This window comes from Paenibacillus sp. 7523-1 (assembly GCF_002276415.1).
In the GTDB taxonomy this organism is placed as follows: Bacteria; Bacillota; Bacilli; order Paenibacillales; family Paenibacillaceae; genus Paenibacillus; species Paenibacillus illinoisensis_A.
In genome coordinates, this window is record NZ_NPBR01000035.1 from 1 (window position 1) to 21860 (window position 21860).

Genomic DNA, 21860 nt, shown 5'->3' on the forward strand with positions numbered 1-21860 from the left:
TATTATTTTACGCGGGTGTAGTTCAATGGTAGAACTTTAGCCTTCCAAGCTAATAGCGTGGGTTCGATTCCCATCACCCGCTTACGGATATAGAGAAAAAAGAGATGATCATGATCATCTCTTTTTTTGTGCTTTTAGGGTACCCACAAGACTACGTACTCACTGCAATTACATCCTTTTGAACTTGAACAAATACAATTCACCCTGTGGAATGTTGATTAGCAGCATATAGATCGAATTAGACTTCATTTTAATAAAACGCTTACAAAAATATCTTGCCTATTTAGCCATGATGTAATACTATACCAATTAAGCGCTTAACCTTTATGGGTAAGGCGCTTAAACTTAACGTAGATTAAGCGCTTTACCCATAAAGGGAAAGGAGACGAAATCCATGACAACGATCCGGCTGACCATGGCCCAGGCACTGCTCCGCTATCTGGACCAGCAGTATATTTCCGTAGATGGTGTGGAGACCAAATTCGTGAAGGGTGTTATCGGTATTTTCGGACACGGTAATGTTACAGGAATAGGAGAGGCACTGGAACGCAGCCCAGGAAGTCTGACGTACATGCAAGGCAAAAATGAACAGGGTATGGTACACACTGCAGCGGCTTATGCCAAGCAGAAGAATCGCAGGCAAATATACGCGTGTACCACATCGATCGGCCCAGGTGCGTTGAATATGATTACCGCTGCTGCAACAGCGACCGTGAACCGGATTCCTGTACTTCTGCTTCCCGGAGATAACTTTGCCACACGTGAACCGGACCCGGTTCTGCAACAGCTCGAAGTGAGCAGTGATTATACCGTCTCGGCTACAGACCCATTTAAAGCAGTCAGCAAGTATTGGGATCGCATTGTACGTCCTGAACAGCTAATGATCGCTGTAACACAGGCGATGCGTGTTCTCACGGATCCAGCGGAGACGGGAGCGGTAACGCTGGCACTGCCGCAGGATGTGCAGGCAGAGGCGTACGATTACCCGGAAGCGTTCTTCGCCCGCAAGGTGCATTACCTGGACCGCCGGCCTCCGGTCCAGGCAGCCATTGAACGGGCCGCGGAACAGCTGGCCCGTGGCAGGAAGCCGCTGCTGGTTGCTGGCGGCGGTGTGTTGTATTCCGAGGCGTCTGTTCAGCTCGCTGCCTTCGCCGAGGCATTCGGCATTCCGGTTGCCGAGACCCAGGCTGGCAAGAGTGCACTGTCCTGGGACCATCCACTCAACGTGGGGGCCATCGGGGTTACAGGCTCTCTGGCAGCAAACCGGCTTGCAAGAGAAGCAGATGTTGTGATCGGCGTCGGCACCCGGTTCTCGGATTTCACGACGGCGTCCCGATCCGCTTTTCAGCATCCAGAAGTGACATTTATCAACCTAAACCTGAACGGTATGGATGCTGCCAAACTGGGCGGGGAAGCCATTCTTGCAGATGCACGAGAAGGTCTGCAAGCCTTGCAAAAGGCAATGCAGAAACGAGGATATCGTAGCGGCTACGGCCCATCCGAGGTTGCTGATCTGCGGGGTGAATGGAACCGAGAAGTAGATCGGTTGTATGAACTAGAGCACGAAGCCGGCTTGGCACAGACCACCGCCGTTGGAATTATTAATCGGAATATTGATCCATCTTCCATCATTGTTTGTGCAGCGGGTAGCCTGCCCGGAGATTTGCATCGCCTGTGGCGAGCGGCAGCACCGAAGACGTATCACATGGAATACGGCTTCTCCTGTATGGGCTATGAGGTGAGTGGTGCGTTTGGAGCAGCGCTTGCCGAGCCGAATCGGGAAGTATACGCCATGGTTGGTGACGGCAGTTACCTGATGCTGCATTCCGAGTTGGTGACCAGCCTGCAGGAACAGAAAAAGTTCACCATTTTGCTATTCAATAACAATGGATTCCAATGCATTCATAATTTGCAGCGTGAGCACGGCAGTGACGGATTCGGCAACGAGTTTCGTTATAGGGAATCGGAGAGTGGACGACTGACAGGGGATTACCTGCCGATGGATTTTGCAGCACATGCTCGCAGTCTGGGAGCACAAGCATATCGAGCAGAAACAGCAGAACAGCTGGAGCAGGCGCTCAGGGATGCAAGGAATGAGAGCGTGACTACACTTATCGAGATTCCGGTTGTACCAGGGACAAATGCAGGAGGATATGAGTCCTGGTGGAATGTTGGCGTGCCGGAGGTATCAACAGAAGAAAAGGTGGTAAGTGCTCATCATGCAATGCAAGCCAGCCGTGCCAAAGCAAAGCTCATTTAATTCAGCACCGTATATCTGAACGGACAAGATGCTGAACTCTAATAAAGGAGATGTGGAGCCATGAACAAGCTGCCATTTCAGCTCGGGATTCATCCGATCAACTGGGTCGGCGAAGATGTGAAGGAGCATGGAGACAACACGACGTGTGAGCAGATTTTGGATGATATTCAGCGACTCGGACTGACTGGTACGGAGATGGGGCGCAAATATCCAACGGATCCAGCCGCACTGCGTGAGGAATTAGATAAGCGCAATATCCGTCTCGTTTCCCAGTGGAAGTCGGTATTGCTCTCCGACCCGGCATACCGGAAATCAGAGCTGGACAGCTATCGCAGACACACGGAGTTTCTGCAATCGATGGGTAGTACGGTGATTAGTACAGCAGAGATCGGGGGTTCCCTGCATTTTGATCCACGGCGGACTCCGCATGAGAAGGAAGTGTTAAGACTCAGTGAAACCGAGTGGCACATCCTTGCTGAAGGGTTGAACGAGGCTGGTGCCATTGCACGAGAACATGGATTGAAACTGACATACCATCACCATGGCGGCACCGTAGTGGAACGGCCGGAGGAGATCGACCGGTTGATGGAATTGACCGATCCTACTCTCGTTTACTTGCTTTATGACACGGGTCATGCCTACTACGGGGGAGCCGATCCACTTGCTCTGCTGCGTAAGCATTATGACCGGATTGCCTATATCCACTTGAAAGATATCCGTCCGGATGTACTGGATGAGGCACGGGAAGCACAATCTGATTTTGTCGGCTGTATTCGCAAAGGTGTATTTACTGTACCCGGGGATGGATGCATTGACTTTGCACCGATTCTGCTGGAATTGGTTGATCGGGGATACGATGGGTGGGCGATGCTTGAAGGCGAGCAGGATCCTGCCATTCATAATCCATATGAGTATGCGAAACGTTCCCTCTTGTACATGAATTCATTAATTAAGTAGCCCATCTAATTCGGCATGAGTTTAATATGATTTCCATAGGGTTAGGTAACGAAGGTGTTTTTCATATGTGCATATCAAAATTAGAACACTATTCCATTTACGAAAGGGGTTCTAAGCCATGGCTTACGTTTCCTTTCCTGCTTCCAGGAAGACGGATTTTACCGCAATCGGAAGACTGTGCATTGACTTGAACGCCAATGAGATTAACCGTCCGATGGAAGAGACGATGACGTTTACGAAGTATGTAGGTGGATCTCCGGCCAATATTACGATTGGCATGTCCAGGCTCGGCATGGAAACGGCCTTTATCGGGAAAATCGCCAATGACCAGATGGGAAGGTTCATCCATAGTTATCTGGAACGCAACGGAATTGATACGTCCAATGTGGTAACCGATGACACAGGAGCAGTGACAGGGCTTGCTTTTACCGAGATCAAAAGTCCAACTGACTGCAGCATACTGATGTACCGCGACCATGTAGCTGATCTGCTGTTACAAGCCCGTGAAGTGCAGGAGCAGCTGATCGAGGATTCCAAAGTGCTGCTAATTTCCGGAACGGCCCTTGCCCAGAGCCCATCTCGTGAAGCAGTATTTCAGGCACTAACGTATGCAAAAAAACATGGAACGGTCATTGTATTTGATCTCGATTATCGTCCCTACACCTGGACATCGGCGGAAGAAACAGCAGTGTATTACAACCTTGCAGCTGAAAAATGTGATATCATCCTGGGCACCCGTGAGGAATTCGACATGATGGAGACATTTGACCATAATACACAGCGCAGCGATCAGGTGACCTCGCAAAAGTGGTTTGACTACTCAGCAAAAATTGTTGTTATCAAGCATGGCAAGGAGGGCTCCATTGCCTATACCCGCGAGGGGCTATCCCATCGTGCAGACAGCTACCCAGCACGTGTGGTGAAGACATTTGGAGCTGGCGACTCCTATGCAGCAGGGTTCCTGTACGGATTAATGCAGAACTGGACGATTGAACGCAGTATGGCGTATGGCAGCGCAGCAGCAAGTATCGTCATTTCTAGTCACAGCTGCTCGGATGCGATGCCAACGGTAGAACAGGTGAATGACTATATTGATCGCTGCAATCGGGGCGAGATTATAGTGTCCTGAATCACTAAGGAATGGCTGCAACTTATATAAGCGAAGGGAGAAAAGACTATGGGAAATGGGATTTCGGAAGCGTCCACAACCGTGACGATGGTACAAAACTGGATCGGGGGTGCCTGGGTAGCCCCGGCGGCAACCCGAACCGAGCCGGTCATGAATCCGGCTACGGAGGAAGTCATTGCACACGTCCCGCTGTCAGAACAGGCAGACGTGGATCTCGCTGTCCAAACGGCAAGAGAGGCATTCCCATCCTGGAGCAGCACGCCAGTTCCTCGCCGTGCGCGTGTTTTGTTCCGCTACCAGCAGTTGCTGGTGGAACACTGGGAAGAACTGGCCCGGCTGGTCACATTGGAGAACGGCAAAAGCTATGCCGAAGCCTACGGGGAAGTACAGCGGGGCATTGAATGCGTCGAATTCGCGGCAGGTGCCCCGAATCTGATGATGGGCAAGCAGCTGCCTGATATTGCCACAGGGCTGGAATCAGGCATGTATCGGTACCCGATCGGCGTTATAGGGGGGATCACCCCTTTCAACTTCCCCATGATGGTACCGTGCTGGATGTTCCCGCTGGCGATTGCGTGCGGGAATACCTTTGTGCTGAAGCCCTCCGAGCGAACACCGCTGCTCGCAGGGCGCCTGGCTGAGCTGTTCAAGGAAGCTGGGCTTCCGGACGGTGTACTTAACATCGTACACGGTGCACATGACGTCGTGAATGGACTGCTTGAACATCAGGATGTTCAAGCCATCTCTTTTGTCGGCTCACAACCTGTGGCTGAATACGTCTACACTACTGCATCTGCGCACGGAAAACGGGTGCAGGCCCTCGCAGGTGCCAAAAACCACTCGATCGTCATGCCGGATGCCGACCTTGACCTGACGGTGAAGGAGATCACCAGTGCAGCTTTTGGCTCAGCCGGAGAACGCTGCATGGCCTGTTCGGTTGTCGTGGCCGTTGGTGATATTGCAGATGCGTTGGTACAAAAGCTGGTGGAAGCAGCGGACCGCATCACGATCGGCAATGGTTTAGATGAGGGTGTGTTCCTCGGTCCGGTCATTCGAGGCCCGCATAAAGAACGTACGCTCAGCTACATTGAATCCGGAGAACAGGAAGGCGCAGCCTTGATCCGCGATGGCCGCAAGGATGAAGCGGCAAGCACGCCCGGATATTTTGTTGGACCCACCATATTCGACGAGGTTCAGAGCAGCATGAAAATCTGGAAGGATGAGATCTTCGCCCCTGTGCTCTCCATAGCTAGAGTAGATACGCTCGAGGAAGCAGTCCAGCTGGCGAATCATTCCGACTTTGCCAATGGGGCGTGCCTGTTCACTCGTAGCGGAGCGAGCATGCGACAATTCCGTGAAACGATTGATGCAGGCATGCTTGGCATTAACCTGGGCGTACCTGCACCAATGGCCTTTTTCCCTTTTTCCGGCTGGAAGAAATCCTTCTACGGTGACCTGCACGCCAACGGTACGGATGGTGTTGAATTCTATACTCGCAAAAAGATGGTGACGGCCCGCTGGTAACAACCCTAGGCATAAACCAGACCAAGGGGAGACCTCATCCTATAGCGAGTGAACATAGGGACAGGGAGGATAACGTAAATGGGCAAGGACAAAGTGAGAATTGGCATTATTGGTGCCGGGCGGATCGGTAAAATTCATGCAGACAATCTCCTGCGCAACCCGCATGCCGAGATTGTAGCAATCAGTGATTTGTTTGCGGGGCCTGAGCTGGAGGCTTGGGCCTCAGCACGGGGAATTTCGGTCGTAACGGCAGACAGCAGTCAGCTGATCTCGATGCCGAACGTGGATGCTGTGCTGATCTGCTCCTCGACGGATACGCATGTACCCTTAATTGAACAAGCGGCGCAAGCGGGCAAGCATATTTTCTGCGAGAAGCCGGTCAGTATGGATTTGGCTCAGACCCAAGCGGCTGTGGCGGCTGTGCAAAAGGCTGGCGTGAAGCTGCAAATCGGATTCAACCGCCGCTTCGATCACAACTTCAAACGGGTGCGCGACCACGTACAGGACGGGACGATTGGCGTTCCGCATATTATCAAAATCACTTCACGGGACCCGAGCCCGCCGCCCGCGGAGTATATCCGGGTATCTGGCGGAATTTTCATGGATATGATGATTCACGATTTTGATATGGCACGTTATCTGTCGGGAAGTGAAGTAGAGGAAGTATATGCCCAAGGGAATGTGCTGATCCACCCTGTTTTTGCAGAGCATGGAGATGTGGACACAGCCATTGTGACGATGAGTTTTGAAAATGGAGCCATCGGGGTCATTGATAACAGCCGCCAAGCGTTATATGGATATGATCAGCGTGTCGAGGTGTTTGGCTCATTGGGCAGTGCAGCTGCTGCAAACGATCATCCCAATACGGCAGAGATTAGTACAGCGGCAGGGCTTATGCGGGATAAACCGCTTCACTTTTTTCTGGAAAGATACAATGAGGCTTATGTGCAGGAGACGGCCCTTTTTATTGAAGCGATCCTGAAGGATACACCCGTTATTGTAGATGGTCATGATGCGGTTCAGGCTGAACGGATCGCACTGGCTGCAAGGATGTCCATGGAACAGGGCAGACCTGTCAAGCTGCGAGAAGTCACTGGGGTGACAATGGAATCTCAAACTGCATCGCCCTAAAAATTCAATTCAGCGTTCAAGCTATTGCAGATGGTGTTTCTCTATGGATAGGAATACGAGATTGCCAGGGCGCAAAGAAAGGAGAGGCTGCAGCATGTCAGAACGTATCGTGAAACCGGCAGCACATTCGAAGGGGGACGGCACGCTTATACACGTAACTCCAGAGTCTGCTGGTTGGCAATATGTTGGGTTTCAGGTAGTACAGCTTGCAGAAGGGCAATCCTTCACCCGTGAGAGCGGTGATCAGGAACTCTGTGTCGTACTGCTCAGCGGACTGGCCAATATAAGTACGCGGGCGCATGCGTGGGAGAACGTTGGGAAGAGAATGAGCATATTTGAGAAAATACCTCCTTATTCCGTCTATGTCTCTAGCTCCGATCAGGTGGAGATCAAAGCTCTTTCCGAATTGGAAATAGCCATATGTGCGGCACCGGGCAAAGGAACATATCCGGCTCGTCTCATCACACCGGAAGACGTTGGAGTAGAGACCCGCGGGTATGGCAATCTGGAACGCCAGATTCATAACATATTACCGGAACAGAAGGAAGCGGACAGTCTGCTCGTCGTTGAAGTATTTACGCCTGATGGACATTGGTCGAGTTATCCGCCGCATAAACATGACCGGGATGCCTTGCCTGAAGAATCACTACTGGAGGAGACCTATTACTTCCGGGTGCAGCCCGAGCAGGGGTTTGCCATTCAACGCATTTACACAGACGATCGATCTGTGGATGAAACACTGGCAGTGAACAATGGTGAGGTCGTGCTTGTCCCTCGCGGATATCACCCAGTAGGTGCTCCACCGGGATATGAGGTGTATTACCTTAATGTGATGGCGGGCCCGACTCGAACCTGGAAATTTTATAATGACCCTGACCATGATTGGCTGATGAAAAGGTAATTCGGTCTCATCAGTATCTTATAGTGTGGTTTCGAGTTGCGAATGCAGACTTCCCCCTGCATAATGAGAAGAAAACGATTACCTATATATAAGAATCTTGTATATAGCACAGATGGGGAATTAACAATGAAAGCAACCATTTATGATATTGCGCGTGAGGCGGGCGTATCCATTGCCACAGTCTCCCAGGTCATTAACGGCAAAGGGAAGATCAGTGAGAAGCGGCGCGCTGAGGTTATGGGGATCATGGAGCGCCTTAACTATCAACCTAGCGCGATCGCAGCTGCACTTACAGGCAAGCAAACCTATACGCTCGGTCTGCTTGTACCCGATATATCCAATCCGTATTTTGCCGAGCTTGCCAGAGCAGTAGAAGACCGGAGCCGTCAGCTGGGGTACAGCGTCGTGATCTGCAGCACGGACAATAAGGACGAGCGGGTAGAGCGGTATTTAAACCTGCTTCAGCAAAAAAGAGTCGATGGCATGATGATCGGAACGGGTATTGATAATGCCGAGATTTTGTCACCCCTTCTGCAGCAATCCATACCTGTTGCCTTAATTGCTCGTCAACTGCCGTCCCTCTCGGTGCACACCGTTGCGATCGATGACAGGCTCGGAGGTGCACTGGCTGCGCAGCATTTGCTTCAGCTCGGTCATACCCGCCTTGCGGTGGTGTCAGAGCCACTCAAGGTCAGCAGCAGTAAGGAACGTGTACGCGGATTCCGCGAAGCAGTGGAGGAAGCAGGTCTTGCTCTTGAATTTTCCCAGGTCAGGGAATCAACCGCAGACATAAAAGCAGCCAAACAGGAGGTGCTTGTGCTGCTCGAGCAAACCAACCGGCCAACCGGCATATTCTGTTGTAATGATATGCAGGCTATTGGAGCGTTGCAGGCAGCAAAAGAGCACGGTCTGCGAGTCCCTGAAGATGTCTCCATCATCGGATTCGACAATACCATTCTCGCATCCGTGACCAATCCACCGCTCACGACGGTTGCCCAGCCTATTGAGGATTTGGGGCATCGTGCTGTGGATCTGCTAATCGATGAGTTGAAGGATGAGCATAAACGGCCACAGAAATTGGTTCTGAAACCCGAGCTGGTGATCAGAGAGTCAACGGGGGAGGTCTCCACTCATTCTTGATTCAGGGATCCAGCATCACATCAGCTCAGTGAGATAGACAAAAAAGCCGAATTCAACCTCCTAGGAGGATGGATTCGGCTTATTCCGTGTAGACTACGGGATCAGATGGCATGATGGAATCCAATTAGTATGATGTAATCCCGTTTCTCCTTGATAGGAGGAGGTAAGCTATTTGTCACATAGGGTAGCTATAATGGTCGATAGGTTGGTTTGGATGGATGTATTAATATAGAACAATATATGGATGAAATGGTATACTAAAAATAGCATACGATATCCAATTTTTATACGATATTAGGATGAGAAAGATGGGTGATTTTATCAAAAGGTGGGGACTTGCTGCATCCATATGTTTCATTGTGGGCTTATTGCTACTGGATTTTTCTTCTGGTCAGAAGGAGATCACTACGGAATCAGCAGTTGAATCCCTCACACAGGATCCTTCTCAAACTAATGTGATGGACTGGGAAGTTACGAAACTATCTCCTGAACAGTTTCAAGAGAGATATACCGAACTTACGGGTGAGAGAACATCGAAGGAACCCATCAACCAGGAGCACGAGTGCCAGAAGGCCGACACCACAGAGGAACAAACACCTTCAATAATCATGGAGTGCTACGACGCAGAGTACGCGGCCAATATAGCCCTGGAAGAAGGAATTTCAGCACAGGCAGGAGTTTTGGTACAAGTAAGAGAGGTCAGAAATGGTAACATGATACGAAAAGAGTTCCGCAAAGTGTATGAGAACACCGGTTATCTCTCCTCTCATGATTCCAGCTCAATAGAACTTGTGAAAAATTATGTCTTGGGTACGCTGCAGGATCGCTCTCGATTACAGCTCAGTTTTAGTGGATACGTAGCACACCTACAGAGACAAGGAGAATGGGAAGCCCGGAATCAAAGGGCAAAGGATCCACAACATTTTAGCGGATCAGGATTTTTCCAACTATAGATTAATTCAGGCGCATATAGGTTAACGAGAGGAGGTTGATTTATGAATAGAAAAAGAAAGCTGATTCTGGGTATCGTTATTTTACTTGCCTTAGTAGCTACAGCGATACCCGTGTACATATCTCAACAGCATACCACGTTTCGGGCAGAGGTTACGGATCACATGACCATGCTGGACAAATTCGACCGGTTAGAAATCACGAGATTTTCAAGTACATCGGGGGACAGGGAGGAAGTGATCATCAAGGATGCGGCGGAAATTCAGGACTTTCTGAAGGACTATAAAGACATTGAATTGAAGAAGATCAATCAGAGGGATACAGAACGGGAATCTCCCTATTATTATGAGTGGCGTCTGATGATTAACAAAGAGGAACGTGAAATCAATGGTTTTGGAATCACCTTATATAACAAACATTCAATGACGATCTATAACGGTAATGATACGCGAGATAAACTACAGGACTATAAGGTGTCGCAAGATATGAATTGGTACAAGATGGAGCGCCTCTTTGAGGGAATAAAGGAGGAAGAATCATGACCGAGTACTACGTTCGTCCTGTAGAGACGGAAGATGTTCCGTTCCTGTGGGAGATGTTATACGCTTCACTGCATACCCAGGCGGGTGATGAACCTTTGGAACCTGGGATTGTCCATTCTCCAGAACTGTCCAAGTACGTGGAAGGCTGGGGAAGAGCAGGGGATTTTGGATATATCGCGGTAGATACATTAGGCAGGAAACTGGGTTCGATCACTTTACGTTTGTATGATGAGCACAATGCCGGATACGGTTACGTGAACGTTGCTACACCAGAGATGGGCATGGCAGTCATTGAGGAAGCACGGGGAAAAGGATTGGGCACTCTTCTGATGCAGGCGGCATTGGATGAAGCTCGGCAGAGGGGGACTCAGGCCGTGTCGCTGAGCGTAGATCCGAATAATGCAGCCATCCGACTTTACCGGCGTTTTGGATTCGAGGAGATTGGGATGTGTGGTACATCGGTCACCATGTTATGTCGGCTTCATCCAGCTCTTTGAGTACTACGGGATGGGAGTCTAAATGGATCTGAACATAGAAGAAGCGTTCCCACAAGGGAACGCTTCTTCTATTTCGTCAAAAATGCTAGTGCTTCATCATATGTTTCCCATTGGAATTCCGTCTGATGCTCCGATTCCTTGGAGATCCGATTCAGCTGCATCTTCGCAATGGCACTGCCGACCGCTACACTAGCACGTTTCATACCCCATTGTGTGAGCAGCTTTTGATGCTCCACAATTTTCTCTTTCGTTTCCTGGGAGAAAGCTTTCATGTTTCGCATGTCCACCAGTACATCAAACGAATTATCCAATTGCTGCGCAATATTTTGAATTTCCCGATTCGTTTGTTCTACTTCTTCAGGGGAAACCATGCCATCCCAGATTATTTCAATAATAGGTTCCTTTGAATCCAAACGTCGTACAGACATACAGGCAACTCCCTCGAAAAAATTATGTAATATATAAGTCTATTGACCTATTAATTATACCCGATAATCGGGCTATGAAACAAATTTTCGAGATTATGTAATACTTATGAACTATTTTCATACTAGAAGAGTTAATTTTAGGGAATCTCGGATGAGAGTGAAATAGCCGCTTCAAAAATAATAGAGCCGCCCAGATTAATGCTCTGGATGGCTCTATTTATTTCAGGAGACAAATAGGGGGATGCTGAGCTTGCCCCTGTGGGTTGTTGCTTCCTATATGACTTCATGTTAATTAATATCCGATCTTTAGACTGCTGCCTTCTGTAGCTACTCCCTTGGAACTGATAATCGGGAGCTTATGCTCAGCTGTAAACCCGAGGGTTTCCCCATCGTGCAACGTGACGTCATTTTCAACCACGTAGGTCATCGTCATAAACATCATTTCAAATACATCACTTAATGGGTTGGCTGAATGTATAATCTCGATCTCTTCTTTTCCGAAGTTACGCAATCCATACGTATAGGCTGAAGCGCCTTCCGCATTCTGATACATACCGATAAAAATCCATAGGGAAACAGGCAGCTCGTCCTGCTTGAGGATATAACTAGTCTCAACATACTGACGTGCCTCGACAACAAGTGGTGCCAAATATATGGCGAGTGCATGGTCAAGCTGTAACAGTGCACTTGCTGTCTTGGTAAACAGGATATGTCCCTGGATCGCATCCGGTGCGTTCAGAACAGAGACGATAATTTGTGATTGATGTCTGGAAGTAACTTGTTCGGCTTCACGCCACAATATATTTAATTTGGCGTTCTCCTCTACTTCCCGGTCAGGAACAGGGGCACCAATATAAGCACATACCACCTGCATCCCATCTACCTCAAAGAAAAGGTTACCCTCTTCCGAACTCTCTTCGATATTAATATCCCAATCCTTCTTCATCGTGTGGATGAATTGATCAAAATCACAGTCATCCTGTTCCAAAAGGACAAAACCAACAATGGTTTCACTATGTGAAGAAGATTCGACGGCTCCGCCTACAGATACAGGTTCCTTTTTGCGACGCCGAAGCTTGTCAAACAGTCCCATGAGACATTCTCCTTTCCAAATCCATCACGGTAATGGGGTATAACTGATTCCATTATTACCTTACCATACCATACTTTGGTCTGTAATGAATAAGGGAAGTAAGTTACCACTCAAGAGCTGATTAGAGGAAAAGTACCAGGAGCAATGCGATCAATGCTGGCAATCCTTGTTTGACGATAATAGACCGGGAAGCAGTTGCTCCTCCGTATAAGGCTGCGATGATGACACAAGCCAGGAAGAAGATCTGAATGTGCTGACCAATCACCGAGTCTGGATACACCAATCCCCAGATCAGCCCCGCTGCGAGAAAACCGTTGTAAAGCCCCTGGTTAGCTGCCAGAGACTTGGTTGATTCTGCGAATTCTGGTGTGAGACCAAAGGTTTTCATTGTACGTGGACGAGTCCACATAAACATCTCCATGATCATGATGTAAATGTGTTCAATGGCTACCAGAGCCACAAAAACTGAACCGATCAATACGAACACCTTGCTTTCTTTTTATGTAGTTTATTTCATTATCTTCTCAGTATAAATGTTTGCATCCACAACTTAAAGTATTAATTAAATTTCGCACAAATAAATTGTGTAAAATAAATATGATAGGACGACCGAGAAAACAAATGATTGTTTATTTACAAACTATATATTATATTATCTATAAATAAACAAACAATAATATAAATAGTTGTTTAAAAAATCCGAAGGAGGAGTTAAAGTGTTTCGTAATCCATATGTACGGACCATAGTCATTTCCCGATTACTTCTGCAATTGGGGATCTGGGTACGCAATTTTGCCATACTCTTGTATGTGACTGATCTGACCAACAATGATCCGCAGGCCGTATCATGGATCTCTGTGGCCGAGTATGCACCCATCTTTATTTTTGCAATAATCGGAGGAACCTTCGCTGATCGCTGGAGGCCCAAACATACCATGGTGTGGTGTGATCTGCTTTCCTCACTTTCTGCGGTAGTTGTGCTGGTTGCCTTAATGTTTGGTCCCTGGTATTCAGTGTTGTTGGGTACCTTGGTTTCAGCAGTTTTTTCTCAATTCTCACAGCCCTCTGCAATGAAGCTGTTCAAGCAGCACGTCCCAAGTGAGGGGTTGCAGGGAGTAATGGCCATGTTTCAAACGTTGGTTGCTGTCTTTATGGTGGTTGGTCCCATGATCGGAACGGTCATCTATCAGAACTACGGGATCGAAGTATCTCTTTTTCTTACATCTGTGATGTTTCTGCTATCCGGGCTGGTTCTTTCGCGGTTACCTAAAGATGAAGGGGGTACTGTGGCTACAGGCATTAGGGGCTCCTTCCATCAAGAGCTGGCTGAGGGATTTCGATATGTGTATGCTAATGTTGCTCTTCGGGCACTGGTCATGACTTTTGCGGTAGCCGGGCTGGCTGCTGGGTTGATACAACCGTTGATGCTGTTTGTTGTCATCGATAATCTGGGGCAGGACAAAACTTTTCTACAGTGGCTACTCATGGTTAATGGTGCAGCCATGCTGGTCGGGGGCGCAATCATCATGAGTGCAGCCAAAAAACTTCAGCCTCAAGTGCTGCTCGCTGCAGGTTTGCTGATCAGTGCGCTCGGAACAATCATGATGGGCTGGTCCACCAACATTTTGCTGACCATGATCGCTCAGGTGATTAACGGTTTCTTTTATCCTTGGATTCATGTAGGCATTCAGACGATGATTATGCGCAATACGGATACGAACTATATTGGCCGAGTGGGAGGGGCAGTTACTCCGGTGTTTATGGGCATGATGGTCATTAGCATGTCGTCCGCAGGTTATCTAATGAATCAATTGAACCTAACGACGGTAGTTACCGTGAGTGGTGTACTCTTTCTGGCAGGTGCGTTCATTTTGTTGCTGATGTTACCTAAGGGGAAGGGAGTTAGCGGATCTCACGTGATGAGGAACTCGGAGTAATTCATTTGCAGGATCAACAAATGCCGATTGCTGAAGTCTGCCTGTTGGGTAATAATATATTTGAAGAGATGAATTGCTCATGGAAAAGAGGGGACTGGCATGGGAACCGTTCAATACGTGCTGCTTGCTGACGATCCATCGACGTTTGTTACGCGGACTGTACCGTTAATCGATATTGAGCTTGCTGGAATTCCGGGAGACCGTCATTATGGCCTGCTGCGTCCCGCGGACTCCAGACAGAAGATATATAAGCGGGGCACGATGATTGCCAATCGTCGGCAGATTAGTATTGTGTCGGAGGAGGAATGTGCACTCATTGCTGAGAAAATGAACATTCCCGAAATTCGTCCGGAATGGCTTGGTGCAAATATGATGGTTCGTGGCATTGACTGCTTAACTGAGCTGCCTGCCGGAACGCGGCTTCTGTTTCCTGACGGGACAGGTTTGATATGCGAAGGAGAGAATCTCCCTTGTGTTCATCCAGGGAAAGTGATTGAGCAAGTCTATGAACAGGATGGTTTGCGCAAAAAATTCGTGCCTGCCGCTCGCAAAAAACGTGGTATTGTCTGCTCGGTTGAACGGGAAGGTGCAATTCGCACTGGTGATACGATTGAAGTTATACGCCTGTCCTGATATTTGGGGGCAGGTTTTTGCGTGAATGAATGTATTCCTCGGGTGTGCTCCCGATAATGGATTTAAAATCCTTGATGAAGTGAGGCTGATCATGGTATCCAAGCTCCTGAGATAGCTTAACCAGATCGCAATGAAGACCACGGTCGATCAGTTCGGCTGCATTTTGCAGTCGGTAGAGCTTGATTGCCGTTTTGGGGCCGATTCCTACATACTGATTGAACAGGCGCTGGAGTTTTCTTGTATGAATGTTCCAGAAAGACGACAGATCATCCACTCTCAACAATTCCCGGTTCAGTTCAATCTGCTGTACGATATCGTGAACCAGTCTCGCTTGGGTATCCTCAGCTGGAAGGTGTGCACATAGAAGTTGATCCATGTAACTGATTTTATCGACATCACTGCCATCGGTGAGCAGTTGTTCTTCCAATGATGCTGCGCTGACGTTAAGCACACGGGAAACTTCCAACGGTTGTTCACACAATGATGAGATAGGGAGGCGAACAAAGGGATAGAATCCACCCGGTCGGAACTTTACGCCAAACACCTGCCCCTTTCCGCGAATGAGATAGGAGAATGTGCGTCCGGAAGGACCGAAGAAAAATGTGTTGCCCCGCTCTACGACCAGATTAACACAGGGATTGGGCACCACATGCTGTGGATAGGATTCAAGATCTGTAAGATCCCACGATACCATCCAGTAATGTTTAACAAAAGGACTGAGCGCTTCCGCAGGAGCATGCCGTGTCAGCTCATATCTTTTGTTTCCTTCGTTCAGTTGAAGCAGGCCCATGCTGGGTATGCTGATATGGGTTGAGGATTCCATCTTGTTCATCTCCTCTGTATTTAATGTGGCTATCCCTGTGTTCGCAGGTACAGAAAAACATGGGTGTTGTCCGGTCACTTCTGCTCTCGGAACAGCAGTGCTCGAACAGCAAAACGCGGCAATATAAGCTGTCTTCGCCATCTGGAGGGCTGGCTGAGCAGCCGGTACAACCATTCCAGATTTAGCTTTTGCCACAAGGCTGGGGCACGTTTGGTCTTGCCTGCAACGATATCCAGACTTCCTCCGACGCCAATGGCTATACGAGCATTTAGCAGATGACGGTGCTTGTCGATCCAGTGCTCGGCATTCGGTGCTCCGAGTGCGACAATAAGAAAGTCTGGTTGTGCATTGCGAATTTCCTCCACAATGTGCTCTTCCTCATCCGTTGAGAAAAAACCATGGTGCCTGCCGCTAACGATTACACCCGGATAATTCTCCTCGATGACTTCCACTGCCCGTTGACTAACCTTCTCTTCTGCTCCAAGCATATAGAAGGACCACTGTTTTCGGTTTCCCTCTTCTAATAAGCGGAATAACAGATCACAGCCGGTTACCCGTTCAGTCAATTGACCGCCTCGGAAGCGTGAGACCATCACAATGCCTGCCCCATCCGCGGTTACCAATCCGGCTTGATCCACGATCGCCCGGAGTGTTTGGTTCTTTTGACACGACATGACGATTTCCGGATTTCCCGTAATGACATGAAAGAGTTCAGTGCTACGCCGATCTACAACATCGCTTAGAATGGTGAGGGTCTGCTCCATGGTGAGGTTGGGAAAAGGAATACCCATAATATTCGTAGTTTGGCTCATGCTTTGCTTCCTTTCTGATGAACGCCCCACCAATGAATAGGGGCAAACTCATGGTACCAAATGCTGTTATTTCATTCCATTTTAGTATATCTGATCTTCTGGCAAAGAACTATATGGTTCAGGTTCAGTTATCAGTTGTGAAACAGGCGGCTGGCTTAAAGCAAAGCACGGACTTTCCTTATCATTTAGATATATATCGATAGGATTGTCCGGTGACTAATCCTGCTCTTATTTTTCCGGTTGTCGTGTTTTTACAATACGAAGTTAAGGGTATAACGATAGGATAGGAGTGCGAGTTGGTAGATCGCATATCCATTGCATAGGGGAGTGAGTTCATGGAATTAAAATATGAATTTTATATCAACGCCGGGCTGGAAGACGTGTGGAATGCCCTGATTTCACCTGACGGCACACGAAGCAGTTTCTTTGGCAGTGAACTTCGTTCCAATTTTCAACCAGGCCAGCCGTTTGCTTATGTAGGACCAGGCAATGATGGTGCTGAAACCGTCCATGTGTACGGTGACATTTTAGAGTTCGAATCTTTATCCAGACTCAGTTATCGGGAGCATCCCGGACCCTCGTATCATGCGAATCATACGGATCTTGAATCCAGAGTGGTCTTCCAGCTCGAAACCGTGGGCGAGTGTACCAAACTGACTTTGATCAATGATCAGTTTACGGAGAATCATCCTTCCTATGCAAGCGCGCAGAACAGCTGGTGGATGATTTTAAGCAGTATCAAAACCTGGGTAGAAACGGGAAAAACGTTGGACTTCGGCTGGTAAAAAAAATATACCTGAGTCGTCACATAAAAAAATCCACCGAAAGGCAGCCGAGCCTTCGGTGGATTTTATTTGTCTATATTTTAACAGTATCGATTGAATTATACTTGTTGAACCTTGATCAGGTTGGTATTACCGGATTGACCGATAGGTACACCTGCGGACAACACGATAATGTCGCCTTTTTCGATATAACCTGTTTTGATTGCGTTACGTGTAGCAGATTCGAACATTTCATCCGTCGTCGTTACTTTGTCGCCCATAACCGGGATAACGCCGGAGAGCAAGCAAATTTTAGCGAGTACTTCTTCATGCTGAGTCACGGCGATAATCGGTGCTTTCGGACGGTACTTGGAGATCATGCGTGCTGTGAAGCCACTTTCTGTGGAAGTGATAATCGCTTTGGCATTCAGTACAAGAGAGGAACTTACAGCTCCCTGACTGATAACTTCCGTAATGTCGGCTACTTGTGCAGCTGATTTTTGACCGAATTGCTCTTTGTAATCAATCATCGTTTCAGCACGACGTGCAACAGCAGCCATTGTGCGAACAGATTGGACAGGATATTTACCTGCAGCCGATTCACCGGACAGCATGACTACGTCTGCGCCTTGAAGAACGGCATTCGCTACGTCGCTGACTTCGGAACGGGTTGGACGCGGGTTAACTTGCATGGATTCCAGCATGTGCGTAGCAACGATAACCGGTTTACCTGCACGGTTACATTTGTCGATCATTTCTTTTTGCATCATAGGTACATCTTCAATCGGCACTTCAACCCCGAGGTCACCACGAGCTACCATGATACCGTCAGAAGCCTCAATAATATCGTTCAGGTTGGTCATACCTTCCTGATTTTCAATTTTGGAGATAATCTGCACGTGTTCTGCACCGCGTTCTTTCAGGATGCTGCGAATTTCACGAATGTCATCGCCTTTGCGAACAAAAGAAGCGGCAATGATTTCGATATCGTTTTCGATCCCGAATCCGATGTGCATAACGTCACGCTCGGTTACACCCGGCAGAGTCGTTTTGATTCCTGGCAAGTTAACGCCTTTACGTGGTTTAAGAATGCCACCGCTGATGATTTTGCAATGAATATCCGAACCTTCTACAGAGAGTACAGTCAGATCTACCAGACCATCGTCAATCAGGATGCGATCGCCAGGCTTCACAACGAGATTCAATTCAGGATAGTTTACGGAGATGCGCTCTGCGTCACCCAGGATTTCTTCTGTTGTCAGAATGAGCTCTTTGCCTGCTTGCAAGTGGCAGGATGCTTCTTTCAGTTTACCGATCCGAACTTCCGGTCCTTTGATGTCCATCATAATAGGTATATATTTGTTCAGTTCGGAAGCTGCTTGGCGGATGTTGTTAATCCGGGTAACGTGGTCTTCCAGCTCACCGTGAGCCATATTCAGACGGGCCACCGTCATGCCTTCCTGAATCATTACTTTCAATGTTTCGATCGAGTCACAAGCAGGTCCCATAGTACAAATAATCTTTGTTTTCAACATGCTGATTTCCTCCTCATATTTTGCTTATATGTGTATTGTAGCGTTTTCTGTCGAATCAGGGTATGAACTATAGTACAATCATTGGAGTATAGTCCAGTATGGAGGTGAGTTATGGTCATTCCGTTAGAAGTAAGGCATATTAATGGCGTCGGTTGGTACGAAGAAGCGGTGCAAACCGAAGGAACCTGGCGGCTCAGCTTGGTTACATATGGAAAATGTGTATATTGGGTGAACGGCGAGAAACTGATTATGGAGAAGGGTGAATTGTTGTTGATTCCCGGTGATGTCTCCTATTATGGCAAAAGCATTCCTACGGTAACGCACACTCAAATTGTTGTCCATTTGCAAGGAGATCATGCCGATGGATTGCCTGCATTGGAACGGGCAGAAGCGTTACTGCATAGACCCGGATGTTACGAGCTGATTCATGAACGCATGAAGGCGATTCACCAGCAGTGGCAGGAGCGTCCTTCTTATTATGTCATGATGAGTCAGGCGTTATTGATGGAAGTGTTGATTTATGTGAATCGGGAACTGGACCGAGGAGTTATTCCACCAGAGAAACATATGCACGCAGAGCGGATGAAACGATACATTGAGCGCCATTACCGGGAAAAGTTAACGAAGGATGATCTCGGAGATGTGATTGGCAAGACGCCCAATTATGCAGCAGCGTTGTTCAAAAGCATGACGAATCAAACGATCAGCCAGTATGTGCATGACCAGCGGATGAAACGAGCATTATATCTCCTCACCGAATCACAGTTGTCCATTCAGGAGATTGCCGAATTTCTTGGTTATCGGGACTTGTCGTACTTTTACCGCATATTCAAGCGCATAACCGGAACCCAGCCTTCCGACTGGCTCCATGAGCGTCCTCCTGTGATTTAAGACGGAACTTTAACCCTGAAGGTAGGTCGGTTTTTGGTTTCTTCTATATAGATGTGCAAAAAAAGAGGGCCGCTGGCCCTCTTTTGATGTCATGCAGCATATATCCTTGCTGCTTGTAAGGAGTGATTAAGCATTGCTGCTTGTATTGGTGGCACCTACATGCTGCTTTGTTTTTTTGCGGGCAAGGCTGCTGCGGGCCAAGACTGCCCGGACGGCCCAATACGCTGCTTCCGCAAACAGAATTCCGCCTGCAACATCCAGCAGGGAGTGCTGTTTTACAAACACCGTTGAGGCAATGATCAGCCAGAGCCACACTGACCAAGAGATTCGGGCGAGTGGTCGGAAATTCAAGTGTCGATTAATGATTATAAAGAGCAGATAACTTGTGAGGCAGTGAACGCTTGGAAAACAGTTGAATGGAGCATCATTGGCATAGATGAACTGAACTAGCGTACTGCTCAGATCGGTTCCGCCAACCATTGGCCGCGGGACATGCGTTGGAAAGACTGCAAAACAGATGTTGGCCGCGATGACCCCGACATTATAGGTCAGTAGTGTACGCCAGAATAACGATTTATTAGTCAGGCCCAGATAGATAAAGCCAAGGTATAGAATGGGCATCCAACTGATGTATGGGTAGATAAATTCTTTGATAAATGGAATTTGTGTATCAATCCAAGCGTAATTGTAGAAGACATTGTCACCCGGATTACTGCCTAGAAAAACATATATGGTGCCTTGAAGTGGTATGCAGAGTATAGCCAGCAGATGCCCCCAGCGCAGAAATAGTTCTTTCATATTGACCCCCTGATTTGTTATGCATCGTGCACGTTCAATATTTTACTCTTTTCTCTTTAATATAAGACGCTGCAGAGTATGGTTAACCCTGCAGCCAACAACTTGCGTACTACTATGATGACAATTTCGAACACAAGCCATACCTGATTTTAGGGGAAAAGAGGGTGGAGAAAGTCTCTATTTTGTTACTTTTATAATTTTATCCAAAAAAGGATATTCGAATGTCCGCTGATGTGATACAACTAAATTGTCATATTAAATTCGCATGACAACGACAGATGACAATGAAATGAGGCTGATTTATCCATGGCAACCCCGCAAATCGGAAAAAAACCATCGTTCTCCGTACGCAGACCGGTACTGGCTGTGATCATCATTGAACTGCTGCTCTTGCTCGCTGTATTTGCAGCAGGGGCTGTCGCGACGGTGAAACAGTTGGATTACACGTCTCCAGTGCTTATGTCCTTTACGCCGATGGCTGTTGTGCTCATCATTTATCTGACCCTGCGGCGCAGATGGGCCGAGACGGGGTTTCGTTCCCTAAGAACCATCCCGGTTCAGCACGCAAAGTATTATATTCCGCTACTCCTTGTACTGGGTACAATCGCCCTGAAGGGTTTTGCGGAGCTGACTTTAGCGAAAGTAGCCTTTTTTATCTTTTTTACGCTGCTCGTCGCCTTTGTGGAAGAAACCGTATACCGCGGACTAATATTCAAAACATTACTTCGCAAGAGTGCAGTGGCAGCGGTAGTGACCTCAAGCATTTTATTTTCCATTACACATATGTTGAATGCACTCTCAGGTCAAAGTATGGCTGATACGATGCTGCAGCTGATCTATGCATTACTGCTCGGAGCTGTACTGGCGCTGTTAATGCTGAAAAACGGGAACATCATTCCCTTGATTCTGTTTCACTTCATACATAATTTGATCCAATTCCTAAGTGATGACCTCCAGGATACGAATACTCTTCCTTATGATCTTTTCTTGTTAATCGTTCTTGCTGTTCACTGTTTATGGTTGATCTATGGTGCTCGAAAAGAAAAAAGGATCTCTGCCAGTGGTGGAGCTGCTGGACATGAAGTTACACATTAAATGTTCCTAAGGCGACTTG

General features: G+C 47.9%; 22 protein-coding genes and 1 tRNA gene. 16 read left to right on the forward strand and 7 right to left on the reverse strand.

The genetic code is table 11. The features are described from left to right. The first annotated feature begins 11 nt into the window (after nucleotides 1-11). The 11 genes from CHH60_RS29205 (at nucleotide 12) to CHH60_RS29255 (ending at nucleotide 11032) form a co-directional block, all read left to right on the forward strand. Nucleotides 12-82: transfer RNA gene (locus CHH60_RS29205), tRNA-Gly, on the forward strand. Between the two features lie 312 nt (nucleotides 83-394). Further along, nucleotides 395-2260, forward strand: coding sequence for a 3D-(3,5/4)-trihydroxycyclohexane-1,2-dione acylhydrolase (decyclizing) (iolD, locus tag CHH60_RS29210; RefSeq protein WP_095362325.1), 1866 nt, complete (start codon nucleotides 395-397; stop codon nucleotides 2258-2260). Nucleotides 2261-2320: 60 nt separating this feature from the next. Further along, nucleotides 2321-3217: a myo-inosose-2 dehydratase gene (iolE, locus tag CHH60_RS29215; RefSeq protein WP_095362326.1), complete on the forward strand. Its 897-nt coding sequence runs from the start codon at nucleotides 2321-2323 to the stop codon at nucleotides 3215-3217. A gap of 118 nt (nucleotides 3218-3335) precedes the next feature. Beyond that, nucleotides 3336-4346 (forward strand): 5-dehydro-2-deoxygluconokinase, encoded by a 1011-nt coding sequence (iolC, locus tag CHH60_RS29220; RefSeq protein ID WP_095362327.1) that lies wholly within the window; start codon nucleotides 3336-3338, stop codon nucleotides 4344-4346. A gap of 48 nt (nucleotides 4347-4394) precedes the next feature. Beyond that, complete coding sequence (locus CHH60_RS29225) at nucleotides 4395-5870, forward strand: CoA-acylating methylmalonate-semialdehyde dehydrogenase (RefSeq protein ID WP_303621389.1); 1476 nt, start codon at nucleotides 4395-4397, stop codon at nucleotides 5868-5870. Between the two features lie 78 nt (nucleotides 5871-5948). Next, nucleotides 5949-7001: an inositol 2-dehydrogenase gene (gene iolG / locus CHH60_RS29230; protein ID WP_095362328.1), complete on the forward strand. Its 1053-nt coding sequence runs from the start codon at nucleotides 5949-5951 to the stop codon at nucleotides 6999-7001. A gap of 94 nt (nucleotides 7002-7095) precedes the next feature. Continuing rightward, nucleotides 7096-7902 carry a 5-deoxy-glucuronate isomerase gene (gene iolB / locus CHH60_RS29235; RefSeq protein WP_095362329.1) on the forward strand — a complete coding sequence of 269 codons (807 nt, stop codon included), beginning with the start codon at nucleotides 7096-7098 and terminating at the stop codon, nucleotides 7900-7902. 126 nt (nucleotides 7903-8028) lie between these two features. Then, entirely contained in the window at nucleotides 8029-9042 is a 1014-nt protein-coding gene (locus tag CHH60_RS29240) for a LacI family DNA-binding transcriptional regulator (RefSeq protein WP_095362330.1), read from the forward strand. A gap of 308 nt (nucleotides 9043-9350) precedes the next feature. Next, complete coding sequence (locus tag CHH60_RS29245) at nucleotides 9351-9995, forward strand: hypothetical protein (protein WP_095362331.1); 645 nt, start codon at nucleotides 9351-9353, stop codon at nucleotides 9993-9995. Between the two features lie 42 nt (nucleotides 9996-10037). Then, on the forward strand, nucleotides 10038-10535 hold the full coding sequence (locus CHH60_RS29250) for a hypothetical protein (protein ID WP_095362332.1): 498 nt from the start codon (nucleotides 10038-10040) through the stop codon (nucleotides 10533-10535). Beyond that, nucleotides 10532-11032, forward strand: coding sequence for a GNAT family N-acetyltransferase (locus CHH60_RS29255; protein ID WP_095362333.1), 501 nt, complete (start codon nucleotides 10532-10534; stop codon nucleotides 11030-11032). The genes CHH60_RS29250 and CHH60_RS29255 overlap by 4 nt, the downstream gene beginning before the upstream one ends. A 68-nt stretch (nucleotides 11033-11100) precedes the next feature. Here CHH60_RS29255 and CHH60_RS29260 read toward each other — a convergent pair whose 3' ends face one another. The 3 genes from CHH60_RS29260 to CHH60_RS29270 all read right to left on the reverse strand — a co-directional run bounded on the left by CHH60_RS29260 (nucleotide 11101) and on the right by CHH60_RS29270 (nucleotide 13040). Next, entirely contained in the window at nucleotides 11101-11460 is a 360-nt protein-coding gene (locus CHH60_RS29260; protein WP_095362334.1) for a hypothetical protein, read from the reverse strand. Between the two features lie 292 nt (nucleotides 11461-11752). Then, nucleotides 11753-12553: a DUF4261 domain-containing protein gene (locus tag CHH60_RS29265; RefSeq protein ID WP_095362335.1), complete on the reverse strand. Its 801-nt coding sequence runs from the start codon at nucleotides 12551-12553 to the stop codon at nucleotides 11753-11755. Nucleotides 12554-12674: 121 nt separating this feature from the next. Continuing rightward, nucleotides 12675-13040, reverse strand: a complete 366-nt coding sequence (locus CHH60_RS29270) for a DUF1304 domain-containing protein (protein ID WP_095362336.1) — start codon at nucleotides 13038-13040, stop codon at nucleotides 12675-12677. Between the two features lie 229 nt (nucleotides 13041-13269). Between CHH60_RS29270 and CHH60_RS29275 the strand changes: the two genes are divergently transcribed. Together CHH60_RS29275 and CHH60_RS29280 are read left to right on the forward strand one after the other, a co-directional pair. Next, entirely contained in the window at nucleotides 13270-14490 is a 1221-nt protein-coding gene (locus CHH60_RS29275) for an MFS transporter (RefSeq protein WP_095362337.1), read from the forward strand. A 99-nt stretch (nucleotides 14491-14589) separates the two neighbouring features. Beyond that, a complete protein-coding gene (locus CHH60_RS29280; protein ID WP_095362338.1) occupies nucleotides 14590-15123 on the forward strand; it encodes an MOSC domain-containing protein in 534 nt (177 codons plus the stop codon). Here CHH60_RS29280 and CHH60_RS29285 read toward each other — a convergent pair. After that, the gene (locus CHH60_RS29285; RefSeq protein ID WP_095362339.1) at nucleotides 15107-15946 is read right to left on the reverse strand and encodes a helix-turn-helix domain-containing protein; all 840 of its coding nucleotides are present in this window, start codon (nucleotides 15944-15946) and stop codon (nucleotides 15107-15109) included. The two genes, CHH60_RS29280 and CHH60_RS29285, sit on opposite strands and share 17 nt — an antisense overlap. Before the next feature lie 74 nt (nucleotides 15947-16020). Further along, entirely contained in the window at nucleotides 16021-16758 is a 738-nt protein-coding gene (locus tag CHH60_RS29290) for a WecB/TagA/CpsF family glycosyltransferase (protein WP_095362340.1), read from the reverse strand. A gap of 335 nt (nucleotides 16759-17093) precedes the next feature. Here CHH60_RS29290 and CHH60_RS29295 point away from each other — a divergent pair, with 335 nt between their 5' ends. Then, a complete protein-coding gene (locus CHH60_RS29295) occupies nucleotides 17094-17543 on the forward strand; it encodes an SRPBCC family protein (protein ID WP_095362341.1) in 450 nt (149 codons plus the stop codon). A gap of 98 nt (nucleotides 17544-17641) precedes the next feature. On the opposite strand, the gene pyk is transcribed toward CHH60_RS29295, so the two are convergent. Continuing rightward, nucleotides 17642-19057, reverse strand: a complete 1416-nt coding sequence (gene pyk, locus CHH60_RS29300; RefSeq protein WP_095362342.1) for a pyruvate kinase — start codon at nucleotides 19055-19057, stop codon at nucleotides 17642-17644. Nucleotides 19058-19168: 111 nt separating this feature from the next. Between pyk and CHH60_RS29305 the strand changes: the two genes are divergently transcribed. Next, nucleotides 19169-19948 carry a helix-turn-helix transcriptional regulator gene (locus CHH60_RS29305; protein ID WP_095362343.1) on the forward strand — a complete coding sequence of 260 codons (780 nt, stop codon included), beginning with the start codon at nucleotides 19169-19171 and terminating at the stop codon, nucleotides 19946-19948. A 126-nt stretch (nucleotides 19949-20074) separates the two neighbouring features. On the opposite strand, the gene CHH60_RS29310 is transcribed toward CHH60_RS29305, so the two are convergent. Then, nucleotides 20075-20746 carry a phosphatase PAP2 family protein gene (locus CHH60_RS29310; RefSeq protein ID WP_095362344.1) on the reverse strand — a complete coding sequence of 224 codons (672 nt, stop codon included), beginning with the start codon at nucleotides 20744-20746 and terminating at the stop codon, nucleotides 20075-20077. A 306-nt stretch (nucleotides 20747-21052) separates the two neighbouring features. Between CHH60_RS29310 and CHH60_RS29315 the strand changes: the two genes are divergently transcribed. After that, nucleotides 21053-21841, forward strand: a complete 789-nt coding sequence (locus tag CHH60_RS29315; protein ID WP_095362345.1) for a CPBP family intramembrane glutamic endopeptidase — start codon at nucleotides 21053-21055, stop codon at nucleotides 21839-21841. Nucleotides 21842-21860 lie beyond the last annotated feature (19 nt).

What these genes read in the sequence shown, in the direction of transcription:
- iolD (WP_095362325.1), top strand. Translation starts at nt 395, where the DNA reads ATGACAACGATCCGGCTGACCATGGCCCAGGCACTGCTCCGCTATCTG.
- iolE (WP_095362326.1), top strand. Translation starts at nt 2,321, where the DNA reads ATGAACAAGCTGCCATTTCAGCTCGGGATTCATCCGATCAACTGGGTC.
- iolC (WP_095362327.1), top strand. Translation starts at nt 3,336, where the DNA reads ATGGCTTACGTTTCCTTTCCTGCTTCCAGGAAGACGGATTTTACCGCA.
- CHH60_RS29225 (WP_303621389.1), top strand. Translation starts at nt 4,395, where the DNA reads ATGGGAAATGGGATTTCGGAAGCGTCCACAACCGTGACGATGGTACAA.
- iolG (WP_095362328.1), top strand. Translation starts at nt 5,949, where the DNA reads ATGGGCAAGGACAAAGTGAGAATTGGCATTATTGGTGCCGGGCGGATC.
- iolB (WP_095362329.1), top strand. Translation starts at nt 7,096, where the DNA reads ATGTCAGAACGTATCGTGAAACCGGCAGCACATTCGAAGGGGGACGGC.
- CHH60_RS29240 (WP_095362330.1), top strand. Translation starts at nt 8,029, where the DNA reads ATGAAAGCAACCATTTATGATATTGCGCGTGAGGCGGGCGTATCCATT.
- CHH60_RS29245 (WP_095362331.1), top strand. Translation starts at nt 9,351, where the DNA reads ATGGGTGATTTTATCAAAAGGTGGGGACTTGCTGCATCCATATGTTTC.
- CHH60_RS29250 (WP_095362332.1), top strand. Translation starts at nt 10,038, where the DNA reads ATGAATAGAAAAAGAAAGCTGATTCTGGGTATCGTTATTTTACTTGCC.
- CHH60_RS29255 (WP_095362333.1), top strand. Translation starts at nt 10,532, where the DNA reads ATGACCGAGTACTACGTTCGTCCTGTAGAGACGGAAGATGTTCCGTTC.
- CHH60_RS29260 (WP_095362334.1), bottom strand. Translation starts at nt 11,460, where the DNA reads ATGTCTGTACGACGTTTGGATTCAAAGGAACCTATTATTGAAATAATC.
- CHH60_RS29265 (WP_095362335.1), bottom strand. Translation starts at nt 12,553, where the DNA reads ATGGGACTGTTTGACAAGCTTCGGCGTCGCAAAAAGGAACCTGTATCT.
- CHH60_RS29280 (WP_095362338.1), top strand. Translation starts at nt 14,590, where the DNA reads ATGGGAACCGTTCAATACGTGCTGCTTGCTGACGATCCATCGACGTTT.
- CHH60_RS29285 (WP_095362339.1), bottom strand. Translation starts at nt 15,946, where the DNA reads ATGGAATCCTCAACCCATATCAGCATACCCAGCATGGGCCTGCTTCAA.
- CHH60_RS29290 (WP_095362340.1), bottom strand. Translation starts at nt 16,758, where the DNA reads ATGAGCCAAACTACGAATATTATGGGTATTCCTTTTCCCAACCTCACC.
- CHH60_RS29295 (WP_095362341.1), top strand. Translation starts at nt 17,094, where the DNA reads ATGGAATTAAAATATGAATTTTATATCAACGCCGGGCTGGAAGACGTG.
- pyk (WP_095362342.1), bottom strand. Translation starts at nt 19,057, where the DNA reads ATGTTGAAAACAAAGATTATTTGTACTATGGGACCTGCTTGTGACTCG.
- CHH60_RS29305 (WP_095362343.1), top strand. Translation starts at nt 19,169, where the DNA reads ATGGTCATTCCGTTAGAAGTAAGGCATATTAATGGCGTCGGTTGGTAC.
- CHH60_RS29310 (WP_095362344.1), bottom strand. Translation starts at nt 20,746, where the DNA reads ATGAAAGAACTATTTCTGCGCTGGGGGCATCTGCTGGCTATACTCTGC.
- CHH60_RS29315 (WP_095362345.1), top strand. Translation starts at nt 21,053, where the DNA reads ATGGCAACCCCGCAAATCGGAAAAAAACCATCGTTCTCCGTACGCAGA.